Here is a 12,896-nt window from a genome sequence, read left to right as displayed (position 1 = left end):
CATTATATTTTCTTCACAAGCAAATGTAATTTTAGAAAACCCATTTCATATTTTATTGATAGCTATTCCACTTACCCTTCAAACATTCCTAATTTTTGCTATAGCCTATGGCTTAAGCAAAAAAGTAGGTTTACCCTTTGAAATAGCTGCACCAGCAGGCATGATTGGAGCTTCAAATTTCTTTGAATTAGCTGTAGCTGTTGCAATAGCAATATTTGGTATAGATTCACCAGTTGCATTAGCTTGCACTGTAGGTGTTCTTACTGAAGTACCAGTTATGTTATTCTTAGTAAATATTGCCAATAATACCAAACACTGGTTTTTAGAAAATTAAGAATCTTAAGTTTAAGGAGGTTAGAGATGGGCAGTTTTATTCAAGATCAAATTCTAGGCATGAAATGGCTCAATAAATTGATAGAAGAAGGATTGACAAATCTTGGCCTTGATATGACTTCAAAACTTGGAGGAAGCTTACAATTTTTCATCTATGATGTTATAAAAATTACAATATTACTTTGCGTGTTGATTTTTATCATTTCTTATATACAAAGCTATTTTCCACCTGAAAGAAGTAAAAAAATTCTGGGACGTTTTGATGGCTTAGGGGCAAATATTATATCTGCTTTGCTAGGCACTGTAACACCTTTTTGTTCATGCTCTTCAATCCCAATATTCATGGGCTTTACAAGTGCTGGGTTGCCTATTGGAGTGAGTTTTTCATTTTTAATATCGTCTCCAATGGTTGATTTGGGTAGCCTTATTTTACTTATGAGTATATTTGGTGCCAAAATAGCCATAGCATATGTAGTCCTAGGGCTAATTATTGCTGTAATTGGTGGTAGCCTCATCGAAAAGATGCATATGGAAAGGTATGTAGAAGATTTTATAAAAAATGCAAGTCAAGTTGATATTAGCTCTCCAAGCTTAACATTAAAAGACAGGGTTGATTTTTCTAAAACGCAAGTTAGTGACACGTTCAAAAAAGTTTTCCCTTATATTTTAGTAGGTGTGGGTATAGGGTCATTGATCCACAATTGGATTCCTCAAACTTGGGTGGAAAATATCTTAGGCAGCAAGAATCCATTTGGAGTGGTTTTGGCAACTATTGTCGGAGTACCAATGTATGCTGATATTTTTGGAATGATACCAATAGCAGAAGCTCTATTGGCAAAAGGCGCCCAACTGGGAACTGTCCTATCTTTTATGATGGCAGTAACAACACTAAGCCTACCATCATTGATTATGTTAAAAAAAGCAGTTAAACCAAAGCTTTTATTTCTATTCATAGGAATTTGTATTTTTGGGATCATTGTTGTAGGATACTTGTTTAACATTTTTAGCCCGATTTTAATTTAATGGGCAAGTAAAATGAGACGATTAGGTAGAAAGCAAAAATATATTCTGTTGTGAAAACAATAGGTATGGATTAAGGAGGAAAAAATGAGATTATTTGGTAAGAAAGAAAAAAGAGAGAACGATTGTACTTGTGGCGGCAATTGTGAACCTGTTAATAATAAGGAAGTTAAAGAAACAAGTTGTTGTGATGTAAATTATTCGTCAGAGAATATAGAAAAAGCAGAAGAAAAGAAAAAAGAGCAGGGGATAAAGATACTAGGTTCTGGTTGCTCGAAATGCCTTGCTTTAGAAAAATCAGCCAGGGAAGCCCTCGCTGAACTTAATGTTGAAGAAAATATAGACCACATTACAGACTTTTCTCAAATCGCAAGTTATGGAGTTATGTCTACTCCGGCATTAGTTATAAACGGAAAAGTTGTATCCTATGGCAAAGTTTTAAACAAGGATGAAGTGAAAGATTTATTAGAAAGGAATGGTATAAATTAAAATGAGAAAAGCAAAAGTTGCATTTATATGTGTGCATAATTCCTGTAGGAGCCAAATTGCAGAAGCCTTAGGGAAAAAATATGCTTCAGATGTCTTTGACTCCTATTCAGCTGGAACACAAATAAAAAACCAGATAAATCAAGATGCGGTCAGATTAATGAAAGATATATACAATATTGATATGGAGAAAACTCAATATTCAAAGCTGATTTCTGACCTGCCAGATATTGATATATCCATTACTATGGGATGTGATGTAGTCTGTCCGATTGTAGAAAATCGATATACAGAGGACTGGAATTTAGAAGATCCAACAGGTCAAGATGATGCGTTTTTTAGGAAAGTTATATCTAAAATAGAAAAAAATATTAAGGATTTAAGCCTTAGAATTAAGAAAAATGAAATTAGTTTGAATGAAAAATAGAAGTTGATTTTTGAATAAACCAATAATTATTTTTTAATAGCTATAATTCCTATCTGGTAGAGAGTTATCATTCCAATGCCGGTAGGAAGAGATAGCTTTTTACATATATTCAATTGTCAAATGAATCTAGACAGAATAGGCTAAACTTATAAACTCTTCCAAAGATGTTTTATTGTTCAATAATATCTTCTTTACGCACAATTTTAAAGTCTGTTTGCTTTGCTAAGCCATCTTTTCTTAAGACCCATTTGAATTTTCCTTAAAATGAAAAGCATAGGATGTTTTTAGAAGTTTCTCAAAAGGGAGTAAAGAAGAAAACAACTTCTTTTAATTCACGATCTATTTCATGAAGGCATAAATTTCTTCAAAACGACACCCAGCTTTATATACATCTTCTTCCTCATTAGAAAATGTATTATCTAAAAATAGAGTTTTATAGCCATTGGGTGAGGTTAAATAATTAACTTGTGATAAAATAATCTTCACATCTTCTGGATGATTGATGTCTAAACCTCTAGTTGATCGTATTCCAATTTCTTCTTCATATTTTATAACAGAACGATCTATTCATTTAAGGTTCTGTAGAAATAAAATTTGTAAGCATGGAAACGACAAAGATATTTAGAGTGGTTTATAATAAAGTAATGAATGGACATATTCCCACATACGAGGCTTCCTTAAAATATTAAATTTTATCCATACTGACCACTCAAGCCATGCGGAGACTGTAGTATTGATGTCAAGAAAATAAGATAAGAGGTTATAAGACTGTTGAAATCAATGGCTTTTAGGATTTTAGAAGAAATATTAAAAGCCATTTTTCTACATGATGTATTTATCTAATAATCCATTTTTAATAGAAGATAAAATTAATTATAGTAAATCAAAGTATAAAGTAATTCCTAGAAAGAGTTTAAATACTTGGATTGATAAATCTGAAGATAATAAAATTTATTTATTTTATGGAAGAGTGAAACTTGAAGTAGAAGAAATAAATGGTAAAGGGTACTACAATTTATTAATTAAAGTTAGAAAAAATAAAGGCTGGAAAGATAAGATAAAAGTATTTAGAGCTAAAATAAAAGACAATATCGATATTGATATAATATATGATATTGCAATATTTGGACGTGTAGAATTCTATAAAGATTATCCACAAATTAAAACGGAAAAATTAAATTCAATTAAATTTAGAATAAGTTCTATTTAGTTATTTTTATATCTTAATAAATATTTCCCTTTGACATAAATTTTTTATTATGTGAATATATTATTAACACTTAAAGGTTACCGTAACCAATATGATAAAATTTATCATAAAGGATTGTAATAACATTTTTTAGGGGGAATAAATGTATCACTCAAGATGGCGAAATAGTCATAAAGAAGCTGGCTATAAGTATGGAGGTATGCTCTACAAGAACGGAAAGAACATTGATTTTGACAAACTATTAGATGAAGAAAAACTAAATTATGGAAGAGGAGTTTATACTATTTATGAAAAGTATTTTCCGGAAATAATTGAAGAAATTAGAGGATTTGCAGAGGGATTAAAGCAAGATTTTGATAAAGTATTTGCTTTTTTAACCAGCATGTATGTTTTTACATATGAAAATTATTGTTCGTGTATAGGTATTTCAAATGACAATGGAATATTCGTAGCTAGGAATAGTGACTTTGATAAGTCTATTGGGAAATTGACTGATAGTGCATTCTATAAGTTGGATAAGGGATATTCATTTATTGCTAATACTACTGCTATGATTCAAATGGAAGATGGAATGAATGAGAAGGGACTTGCATGTGGACTAACTTTTGTATATCCAACAGTAAAAGATCTTGGCTTTAACGCTGGATTTCTAATAAGATATATTTTAGAAAAATGTGCTACAGTAGATCAAGCGAAAAAGTTTTTGGAAGAAGTAGAAGTAGGGTCATCGCAGAATATTATAGTTGCTGATGCAAAAGGAGGCGTGCTTTTAGCTGAACTTAATTCAGAGAATAAATATTTTAAAATAATCTCAGAGGGAGCCTTATTTAGAACTAATCATTTTGTATTCGAAGGTATGCAATCTTTTAAATGTAATTTACAAGATGATATTAAATCACATATTAGATTTGATACTTTAATAAAAGAAGACTATAAAAATTATTCACTAGAAGAGATAAAAAAACTGCTAAGTGGGAAATATGGGTTTATGTGTCAATATGATAAGAATTTATCTTTTGATACTATATGGTCCTCAATTTATGATATAAACAATAAAAAAATATATAGATGTGAAGGAAATCCAAGTAAGAAGAGATTTGAAATTGATAAGAGGTGGTAGTAAGATTTGACATGTTTCTGAATATTTACCAATTCAAAAAGCCCCATGATATGTTGCCAATACGAGGAAAATGCTAAAAAAGCCTATGATATGTTTGTTAAAACGTAAAAAGGAGCTTTTTATCCATAGTGACGACTCGAGGCAGGTTTCATGCAAAGATTTCCCAAGAGAAGCGAACGAATAGGGAGCTTCGATTGGCAGAAATCGACTGCTGAAAGCGTAGTATTGATGTCAAGAAAATAGAATAACAAGCTATAAAACTGTTGAAATCAATGGCTTTTAGGATTTTAAAAGAAATCTTAGAAGCCATTTTTCTATTTGGAAAACTCTCTGTGGAAACAGTTCAAGTGTAGATTATTGCATGGTGTGTAGACACTATGGATATTTTAGGTGGAGTGAACAGGATGGATAAGTTTAGGATACTCATTATATAATAAAAATGATATAATAATAATTAGGTTGAATTAAGGAGGTAATTATAATGAGTCCTTTAGTTGTATATTATTCATATTCAGGAATAACAAGAAGATTAGCAGAAGATATTGCGTTGATTACTGATGGAGATTTGAGAGAGCTGAAGCCACAAAAGCCTTATTCATTCTCATATAATACAGCTGTAAAAGAAGTGAGAGAAGAAATTGAAAAAGGATATTGCCCACCTCTTATTCAAGGGGCGGAAACTATTGAAAATGCAGAGGTGGTTTTTATTGGTTCTCCTAATTGGCTTAAAACTTTTGCCCCACCCGTGCTATCGTTTTTAAGGACGGTTGATTTAAGTGGAAAGACAATTATTCCGTTTTGCACGCATGGCGGAGGTGGTTTTGGGAGAATGATTGAGGGTTACAAAAAGGAATGTAAGAATTCAATTATTAAAGATGGAATAGCGTTAAAAGGAGATTACAGTTTTGATGAACTAAAAACATGGTTAGATAGTAATTTATGAATCCCAGTTTATTAAACTCAAATAACCAAATAAAAGATATAAGATAGCAATTCACGAAGCAGTAAATCAAATCGGTTTACTGTTTTTTCTTGCCTAAAAGTTAAAATGCTTACAGAAAAAAGCGTCTATAAATATAAAAAAGTACTTGATAAAACGCCTCTTGTATAGACAGGATAGATATTTATAGGGAGAGTGAACAGAATAGATATTAGGACTTGACACATCAATTAATAAGTTGTAAAATATAAATAAGTTAGCAGATTAGCTAATAAAGTAATAGGAGGTAATCATGAACAATCACGAACTGACTTTTGGGAATTTTATTTCTCAGAAGAGAAAGGATTTAAGAATCACCTTAAAGGATATGGCGGACAGGCTTAATATTTCCTCACCGTATCTAAGCGATGTAGAGAAAGGAAAAAGAGATTCTTTTGACTTAGAGAGGTTGAACCAAATTGCTAAAATATTAAACTTGGATGAAGAAGAATCATCCATTATGATGGATTTAGCTGGAAAGCAAAGAAATACGGTGGCACCTGATTTGCCAGAGTATATTTTAAAGACTAAAGGCTTAAGCGTAGCTTTGAGAAAGGCTAGAGACTTAGATGTTAAAGAAGAAGAGTGGATAAAATTCATTGAAGAAATTGAAAAAGAGAGGTAGGCATGTATCAATATAATTTCAGCAAATCAAGTACAGGTGCTCCATTTATCACTTTAGATCAAATTGAATCGCTGACCGAGAATATTCTTAATAAATATTGTCCTTCTTCAATTGAAAATTTTGAAGCAGTAGATATTGAAGGACTGGCAGAATTTGATTTAGGGTTTAATGTTGAATATGCCTACTTATCTCATAACGGATGCTATGCAGGGATGATGGTCTTTAATGATGACCAAGTAATACGAACAATGAAAAGCCTAATGCCAAATGTTGAAACTGGACAATGGGAACTAGAATATCTTACAGATAGAGCCAATACTATTTTAATAGATAAGCAATTAGATAATCCAAGAGATAAATGATTTAGAAGATTTACCCTAGCTCATGAATGTGGACATGGTGTAATTCATCCGTGTGTATTCTATAGAGATCCAAACCAACTATCTTTTTTTAATGAAGAAGAAAAGCCTGCTTCGCTAGCTTGTCGAACTGGCGATGTCAATAAGAAGAAAAATAAACGCTGGGGATTTATGGATACAATAGAATGGCAGGCGAATACATTTGCTTCTTGTCTTTTGATGAATAAAAAAGCGATTATAAAGTATTTATACTATCTAGGTTATGATAAGCACATTAAGGATGAAACTTATCTATTTGATTTCATCATGAAAGTATCAGAGCAATTCCAAGTATCAAAAACAGCAGCATTAGTTCGATTAAAAGTATTAGGCTATGCACCTAATGACTTTGAATTAACAAAAGAACTATATAACGAATTTAGTTTTTAAAATATAGCTTAGCTATATTTTTTTAAGAAAGAAATTATCAAAGAAGCTAACAAGGAAAGATAAGGAGGTATTATGGAACAAATGGCATGTCCAGTCTGTAAAAAGAGATTTTTTGATGTATCAAGAATTCCTTTAGAGAAAATAGAGATAGCAGCAAAATGTCCACACTGTGGGAAAATCTCAACACTGGAAATATCAAACAAAAATAAGAAAAAACCATACCGAGCAAAGAAGTAAATGTAACTATCAAATAGCCGGATGAGTATTCAAAAAGAAACTCATCTGGCTATTTTTATATTAAGGAGGTGATCCTATAGAAATAAGAAACAAAGAAGGAAAAAGAGTCTGTGATATTAGCGAAGACAAGAAAAAGCTAACTATCAGGCGAGGTAAAAGTACAACCATAGCCTATGTAGTTAAAGGCGAAATTAAAATTTTAAATAAGTAAAAGATATCCGCAAGAACGCTAGACGGCAGTCGGAAAACCAAACCATGGTTTTCTATTGCCGTCTTTTTTTGTTTTTACGGATGGCCTTCTTGCGGATCTAGAGATTTTGCAAGGAGGCAAAAGATGGCAAAGAAAAGATATTTAGAAATAAATGGCAAAGAAATCGAAGTTAGTGAAGAAGTCTACAAAGAATATATGAAACCAATCTGGAGAGAAAAGAAGAGAATACAAAGAGCCTACAAGAATTTAGAAGAACTACAGGATAAAGACAGAATTAAAACAGCGACTGAGAAAAATGGAAACTATGTCCAAGCAGGAAGTTTAGAAACAGGCTTTGTCGAAACAAAAGAATATGGTCTTCCCTTATCCCTTGATGTTGCTGAAGAGGAATATGACTTTGAAGTAACTAGCGTTAAAAATACTGAGGAAATAGTAACGTACAAACTTCTAGAAGAAGCATTCTTAGAAGTCATTAGTGAATTTTCTGAAAGAGATAAAAAAGTTCTAAAACTACTTTTTCTCTACGAAATGAAAGAAAGAGAAGTCGCAGAAGTAGTAGGAATATCCCAAAAAACAGTTAATAACATCAAAAATAAGCATTTACCAAAGATTCAAGAGAAATTGAGACCTTGGAAAAAATAATTACTCAAAAACTTACTGGATGTCCTAAGGAATATGAGGGAAGAAGTCTTACCCAAATACAAATAGGATGTCCTAAGAAGTATGAGGATATACAACTTACTCAAAATGAAGGCAAATGTCCTAAGGAGTATGAGAGGAGGGAAAAGTAGAAATGAAAAGAATTTTTATAAGTTTTGATATTGAAGATGAAGCTTAAGAAACTTATTAAGAGGGCACTCTCGAAATCCTAATAGTAACATTGAATTTGTGGGTATGTCTGTCAAGCAACCTTGGAATTCTATGTGAAAACAAATTGCAGAACACGAATTAAAGGTTGTGATGGAATGATTTCTATAATTACAAAAAATTCTAAAAATGCATCAGGGCAAATTTGGAAAATGAATTGTGTCAAACAAGAGGCAAGGCGTAACAATAATGACAGCTAGTAATAGAACTTGTTTATATTACATAGTTTTTTAGATAAAAGACTGATACTAACACTAATTGATTTATTTAACAATGTAGGCTATTCTGTATATGTAGATTGGATAAATGACAAAAATTTGGGTAGAAATAATGTATCACCTAAAACGGCTAATGTTATTAAAAATAGAATATCTAAATTGTAAAGACTTATCTTATATCGCCACTAGAAATATTGTTAATTCAAAATGATGCCCGTGGGAATTGGGTTTAGCAGATGGTATGTTAAATGAAAAATCATGTATACTACCAGTAATGGAAGAACCTAGTACTTTTAAAGGTCTTGAATATTTAGGTCTTTATCCATACATAGAATATGAAAAAATAAGTGGAAAGAGTACTTGTGAGTTTCTGGGTTATAGATCAAGACTATAGTAGTAGATATGCTTCTCTAAAGAGATGGCTAAATGGAGCTGCACTAGAAAGACATTAAAAACAATAAAGGAAGATATAATAGTGATGAGAAATGAAAGTATAAATCTAAAAAATATAGTTGAAATGCAGAGAAATTTTTTTAATACAAATAAGACAAAATCAATTGAATATAGAATAAAAATGTTAAAAAGGCTAGAAAAAGTAATTAAAGATAATGAAGAGATTATTTTTTCTGCATTATATGAAGATCTTTCAAAGTCAAAGGCAGAATCTTACATGACTGAAATTGCAATGGTTTATAGTGAAATTCACTATATATTAAAAAATATTAAAAGATGGAGCAAACCAAAAAGGGTAAGAGGTTCAAAAAGTACATTCCCTGCTAGAAATTATATTTATAGTGAACCTTATGGTGTTGTGCTTATTATCTCTCCATGGAATTATCCTTTTAATCTTACGATTGCTCCATTAATAGATGCTATAGCAGCAGGAAATTGTGCAATCATAAAATGTTCTGAATATAGTATAAATACTTCTAAAGTAATTGAAAAAATTATAAAAGATACTTTTGATGAAAGTTATATTTATTGTTTAAATCCAAATTTTGATCATGATGAATTACTTAATCAGAAATACGATTATATTTTTTTCACAGGAAGTGCTAGAGTGGGAAAAATTATAATGCGTGAGACAAGTTATAATTTAACTCCAGTTTCTTTGGAACTTGGAGGGAAAAGTCCTTGCATTATTGATGAAACTGCAGATATAAATCTTGCAGCAAAGAGAATTACATGGGGCAAGTTGCTAAATGCTGGTCAAACTTGCGTGGCAATAGATTATGTAGTGGTGCACAGAAATGTTAAAGATGAGTTTATAAGTGCTCTTCGAAAAGAAATAAAAACTAGGTATCCTGATGTTTTAAATAATAAGGACTATCCAAAGATTATTAATGAGCGTCATTATGAAAGACTAGTTAATCTCATAAAAACAGATAAAGATATAATTGGTGGCAATAAAAATGATAAAGATCAAAAGATTGAACCTACGATTTTTCCTAATTCAGATTTCGATCATGAGATTATGAAAGAAGAAATTTTTGGACCATTATTGCCAATAATAGAATATGATGATATAAATGAAGTAATTGATATTATAAAATCTCGCGAAAAACCTTTGGCCTGTTATATATTTTCACAAGAAAAAGAAAATTCCAATTACATTATTAATAGACTTTCCTTTGGAGGAGGTTGCGTAAATGATGTTATTATTCATCTTACAAATCCTAATATGCCTTTTGGTGGTGTAGGTTACAGTGGGATTGGTTTTTATCATGGTAAATATGGATTTGAAACTTTTAGTCACAAGAAATCAGTGGTTAAAAATACAAGATTTTTGGATATTTCACTTAGATATGCCCCATTTAATGATAAAAAATTAAAGAAAATAAAAAGAATAATGTAATTAATATTTTCCATAATGAGAATTTAAAAGGTAATTAAAAAAATTTAGCATATAAAATTATTTATGCTAAATTTTTTACCTATATTCATAATGAACTTATTTATAAAAATTAAATATGATAATTTCTAGACTTAATCTTCATATTGTAAAGACTTTTGAGATAATCTTAAAAATATTGTAACTTCAAGAATTCCAAAAACAAATATTTTTATTGCTTCGCTAAAATTTAATATTTCAAAATTGTTCATTTTAATACCTAGATTGCTTAGGGCAAAAATATTTTGAAGTAAAGGGAAAATATTTTGAGCACGCATTGCAAATCCTGCAATCGAAATCATGACAGATATAAGTACACTTATACCTAGGGATTTTATTTTTATATTTACAAAGGACATTATTATAATTATTGGGATAGAGAATAAAATACTCAAAATAATATAATAAATATATAAATTTAAATTAATTTCTTTAAATCCACAAATAAATTTACCAAAAATTATAAATAAAAATAAAAAGTAAAACTGTGCAATGGCAATTAATATAAATGATATAAATGCCTTTGCTATTATAAATTTTATATTTTTTATTGGACAAATCCTTATTAATTTAAGTCCTGCTTTATGCTCTACTGACCACAACGTCGAAACTATAATTGCTATAAGTGGCGTTAAGAAAAACATAAAGTAAAATAGTGAAACTTGTGTCCACAAACTTTTCCAACTATTGGTCAAAAGTTCTCTATTTCCCATAAAATTTATTAATCCAAAGATATTTGCCAAAAGTGGAATTACTAGAATTGTTATCAAAAGATTTGTTACTTTTAATTTTTTCATTTCAATTTTTAACATAAATTTCTCCTTATATTTCTTTATTTAGAATGTATTTTTTATTCTTGATTAAATAAATTACACTTATTGATAAATAAATAAAGCTTATTAATATAGTAAAGTAATTAATATTATATGGCATTTGAATAAAACCAGATCCATTTTTAATGTAATTTATATTCAACAATGTAGAAAAAAGTGCAAAGGGATTTATTTGCGATAATAAATTTGAAGTAAACATACAGATTATCCCTGACATAGCTCCAATAATTGAAAAGAATAAAGAAAAATAAACTTTTTTACTTCTCATTTCAATTATTATAAAAATTGAAATCATAGATAGATTTATAAATAGTTCACTTAAAAAATAAATAATTATTCTTTTAGTAATTTCAGAATTTATAATAAAGTCATTGTTTTGATAAGAAAGAGTTATTATAATTATCCATTCAACGATTTGCAGTATAAAAAATTTAAAGCTCAAATTTTTAAATTTATTCATTAAAATAGTTGGTATTTTTAATCCAAGGGATAGTTGTAAGTCCCACATATTATTTTTTTCTTCAATTTCTATTACTTTTTTCACAACAGATGAAATAATAATCGGATTAATAATCAAAGCTGTGGCAAAGTATGAATCAAGCAAACTAAAAAGTGAGTATTTTAAATAAAAAAAATCACCGTCTAAATAAACCATGAGTATAGCAAAGAGATGTATTGCAAAAACAATTAGTAAAATAAAATTAATTCCCAAATTTTTGCTTTTTTTAATTTCTAAATTTTTCATAACACACCTACTTATTTGTTTCTTTTATAAATAATTTTTCTAGACTTTCTTTTTCTTCTTCAATCCTATAAATATCAACATAATTATTCAAATATTTTATAATCTTGGCAACTTCTTCTTTAGTCTTGTTGCCAAGAACTAATTTATTCCCAATAATATTTGATGAGTCTATTCTAAGTATTTTGCTAGCTTTAATATTATCAGAAGTTTTTATGACAATTACAGGGGGATGAAGCTTCCTATAATTTTCAAGAGATCCATTGTAAATTAAGTTTCCATTTTTTAAAATTCCAATATGAGTTGATATTTTTTCTATTTCATCGAGTATGTGAGATGAAATCAATATACTTGTATTTGAATTTTTGACAATTGATTTAAATAAATTTCTCATTTCCTCTATTCCTTGAGGGTCGAGTCCATTTATTGGTTCATCTAAGATTAAAAATTTTGGATTGCCAATTAGTGCTATGGCTATTCCAAGTCTTTGTTTCATTCCAAGAGAATATTCTCGAACTTTTTTATTTATGTAGTTTGATAACCCTACAGCATTTAAAATATTTTTTATTTCTTTTTTATCAATTCCTTTTAACTCACAAACTATATCTAGGTTTTCACAAGCAGTTAAATGATCGTAAAAAGAGGGGTTTTCTATTAGAGAACCAAGATTTTTATTCATTTCTTTTTGATTCTTTTCAGTAATATTTTTTCCATACAGATTTATAGTTCCAAAATCCCTTTTTATAAGTCCCAAAATAGATTTCATAAGAGTGGATTTACCAGCTCCATTTGGTCCTATTAATCCATAAATTGATTTTTCTTCAATTTCTAGACTAATATTATTTAAAACACAATTTTCACCATAAAATTTTTTTAAATTTTCAATTTCTAAAACTTTTGTCATAATTT

Annotated in this window: 18 protein-coding genes (1 of these 18 running past the window's edge); 15 read left to right on the top strand and 3 right to left on the bottom strand. The window is 29.4% G+C overall.

Features of this window, described 5'->3' with window-relative positions:
- The 15 genes from arsB to RH95_RS01285 all read left to right on the top strand — a co-directional run.
- Positions 1-334 carry the 3' portion of an ACR3 family arsenite efflux transporter gene (gene arsB, locus RH95_RS01340; protein ID WP_010242484.1) on the top strand. It extends 716 nt beyond the left edge of the window, so only the last 334 of its 1,050 coding nucleotides appear in the window; its start codon lies off the left edge, out of view; its stop codon occupies positions 332-334.
- A gap of 26 nt (positions 335-360) precedes the next feature.
- On the top strand, positions 361-1,356 hold the full coding sequence (locus RH95_RS01335; RefSeq protein ID WP_010242483.1) for a permease: 996 nt from the start codon (positions 361-363) through the stop codon (positions 1,354-1,356).
- 84 nt (positions 1,357-1,440) lie between these two features.
- Entirely contained in the window at positions 1,441-1,842 is a 402-nt protein-coding gene (locus RH95_RS01330) for a thioredoxin family protein (protein ID WP_010242482.1), read from the top strand.
- 1 nt (position 1,843) lies between these two features.
- Positions 1,844-2,266 carry an arsenate reductase ArsC gene (locus RH95_RS01325; RefSeq protein WP_010242481.1) on the top strand — a complete coding sequence of 141 codons (423 nt, stop codon included), beginning with the start codon at positions 1,844-1,846 and terminating at the stop codon, positions 2,264-2,266.
- A gap of 826 nt (positions 2,267-3,092) precedes the next feature.
- Positions 3,093-3,476 (top strand): hypothetical protein, encoded by a 384-nt coding sequence (locus tag RH95_RS01320; RefSeq protein ID WP_010242480.1) that lies wholly within the window; start codon positions 3,093-3,095, stop codon positions 3,474-3,476.
- Between the two features lie 142 nt (positions 3,477-3,618).
- The gene (locus RH95_RS01315) at positions 3,619-4,596 is read left to right on the top strand and encodes a choloylglycine hydrolase family protein (RefSeq protein WP_010242478.1); all 978 of its coding nucleotides are present in this window, start codon (positions 3,619-3,621) and stop codon (positions 4,594-4,596) included.
- A gap of 481 nt (positions 4,597-5,077) precedes the next feature.
- A complete protein-coding gene (locus RH95_RS01310) occupies positions 5,078-5,539 on the top strand; it encodes a flavodoxin (protein WP_010242476.1) in 462 nt (153 codons plus the stop codon).
- Between the two features lie 289 nt (positions 5,540-5,828).
- The gene (locus RH95_RS01305) at positions 5,829-6,200 is read left to right on the top strand and encodes a helix-turn-helix domain-containing protein (protein ID WP_010242474.1); all 372 of its coding nucleotides are present in this window, start codon (positions 5,829-5,831) and stop codon (positions 6,198-6,200) included.
- 2 nt (positions 6,201-6,202) lie between these two features.
- Positions 6,203-6,562, top strand: a complete 360-nt coding sequence (locus RH95_RS09750) for a hypothetical protein (RefSeq protein WP_010242473.1) — start codon at positions 6,203-6,205, stop codon at positions 6,560-6,562.
- 42 nt (positions 6,563-6,604) lie between these two features.
- A complete protein-coding gene (locus RH95_RS09745) occupies positions 6,605-6,988 on the top strand; it encodes an ImmA/IrrE family metallo-endopeptidase (protein ID WP_234346979.1) in 384 nt (127 codons plus the stop codon).
- Between the two features lie 72 nt (positions 6,989-7,060).
- Positions 7,061-7,225 (top strand): hypothetical protein, encoded by a 165-nt coding sequence (locus RH95_RS09655; protein WP_002834910.1) that lies wholly within the window; start codon positions 7,061-7,063, stop codon positions 7,223-7,225.
- Positions 7,226-7,559: 334 nt separating this feature from the next.
- Positions 7,560-8,078, top strand: a complete 519-nt coding sequence (locus tag RH95_RS01295; RefSeq protein WP_009431375.1) for a sigma-70 family RNA polymerase sigma factor — start codon at positions 7,560-7,562, stop codon at positions 8,076-8,078.
- Positions 8,066-8,227, top strand: a complete 162-nt coding sequence (locus RH95_RS09550; protein ID WP_158309957.1) for a hypothetical protein — start codon at positions 8,066-8,068, stop codon at positions 8,225-8,227. The genes RH95_RS01295 and RH95_RS09550 overlap by 13 nt, the downstream gene beginning before the upstream one ends.
- Before the next feature lie 517 nt (positions 8,228-8,744).
- A complete protein-coding gene (locus RH95_RS09680; protein WP_202947902.1) occupies positions 8,745-8,915 on the top strand; it encodes a hypothetical protein in 171 nt (56 codons plus the stop codon).
- A gap of 84 nt (positions 8,916-8,999) precedes the next feature.
- The gene (locus RH95_RS01285) at positions 9,000-10,376 is read left to right on the top strand and encodes an aldehyde dehydrogenase (RefSeq protein ID WP_036742947.1); all 1,377 of its coding nucleotides are present in this window, start codon (positions 9,000-9,002) and stop codon (positions 10,374-10,376) included.
- 131 nt (positions 10,377-10,507) lie between these two features.
- Here the strand turns inward: RH95_RS01285 and RH95_RS01280 are convergent, their stop codons facing one another.
- From RH95_RS01280 to RH95_RS01270, 3 genes are read right to left on the bottom strand one after another with little or no spacing between them, the layout of a single operon-like run.
- On the bottom strand, positions 10,508-11,224 hold the full coding sequence (locus RH95_RS01280; RefSeq protein ID WP_010242459.1) for an ABC transporter permease: 717 nt from the start codon (positions 11,222-11,224) through the stop codon (positions 10,508-10,510).
- 10 nt (positions 11,225-11,234) lie between these two features.
- A complete protein-coding gene (locus RH95_RS01275) occupies positions 11,235-11,990 on the bottom strand; it encodes an ABC-2 family transporter permease (RefSeq protein WP_010242457.1) in 756 nt (251 codons plus the stop codon).
- Between the two features lie 7 nt (positions 11,991-11,997).
- Positions 11,998-12,891, bottom strand: coding sequence for an ABC transporter ATP-binding protein (locus tag RH95_RS01270; protein ID WP_010242455.1), 894 nt, complete (start codon positions 12,889-12,891; stop codon positions 11,998-12,000).
- Positions 12,892-12,896: the final 5 nt, after the last annotated feature.

Source organism: Peptoniphilus rhinitidis 1-13 (assembly GCF_000246925.1).
GTDB lineage: Bacteria > Bacillota > Clostridia > Tissierellales > Peptoniphilaceae > Peptoniphilus_A > Peptoniphilus_A lacydonensis.
This window is presented reverse-complemented; position numbering and strand designations above follow the sequence as displayed.

What these genes read in the sequence shown, in the direction of transcription:
- RH95_RS01335 (WP_010242483.1), top strand. Translation starts at nt 361, where the DNA reads ATGGGCAGTTTTATTCAAGATCAAATTCTAGGCATGAAATGGCTCAAT.
- RH95_RS01330 (WP_010242482.1), top strand. Translation starts at nt 1,441, where the DNA reads ATGAGATTATTTGGTAAGAAAGAAAAAAGAGAGAACGATTGTACTTGT.
- RH95_RS01325 (WP_010242481.1), top strand. Translation starts at nt 1,844, where the DNA reads ATGAGAAAAGCAAAAGTTGCATTTATATGTGTGCATAATTCCTGTAGG.
- RH95_RS01320 (WP_010242480.1), top strand. Translation starts at nt 3,093, where the DNA reads ATGATGTATTTATCTAATAATCCATTTTTAATAGAAGATAAAATTAAT.
- RH95_RS01315 (WP_010242478.1), top strand. Translation starts at nt 3,619, where the DNA reads ATGTATCACTCAAGATGGCGAAATAGTCATAAAGAAGCTGGCTATAAG.
- RH95_RS01310 (WP_010242476.1), top strand. Translation starts at nt 5,078, where the DNA reads ATGAGTCCTTTAGTTGTATATTATTCATATTCAGGAATAACAAGAAGA.
- RH95_RS01305 (WP_010242474.1), top strand. Translation starts at nt 5,829, where the DNA reads ATGAACAATCACGAACTGACTTTTGGGAATTTTATTTCTCAGAAGAGA.
- RH95_RS09750 (WP_010242473.1), top strand. Translation starts at nt 6,203, where the DNA reads ATGTATCAATATAATTTCAGCAAATCAAGTACAGGTGCTCCATTTATC.
- RH95_RS09655 (WP_002834910.1), top strand. Translation starts at nt 7,061, where the DNA reads ATGGAACAAATGGCATGTCCAGTCTGTAAAAAGAGATTTTTTGATGTA.
- RH95_RS01295 (WP_009431375.1), top strand. Translation starts at nt 7,560, where the DNA reads ATGGCAAAGAAAAGATATTTAGAAATAAATGGCAAAGAAATCGAAGTT.
- RH95_RS01285 (WP_036742947.1), top strand. Translation starts at nt 9,000, where the DNA reads ATGAGAAATGAAAGTATAAATCTAAAAAATATAGTTGAAATGCAGAGA.
- RH95_RS01280 (WP_010242459.1), bottom strand. Translation starts at nt 11,224, where the DNA reads ATGTTAAAAATTGAAATGAAAAAATTAAAAGTAACAAATCTTTTGATA.
- RH95_RS01275 (WP_010242457.1), bottom strand. Translation starts at nt 11,990, where the DNA reads ATGAAAAATTTAGAAATTAAAAAAAGCAAAAATTTGGGAATTAATTTT.
- RH95_RS01270 (WP_010242455.1), bottom strand. Translation starts at nt 12,891, where the DNA reads ATGACAAAAGTTTTAGAAATTGAAAATTTAAAAAAATTTTATGGTGAA.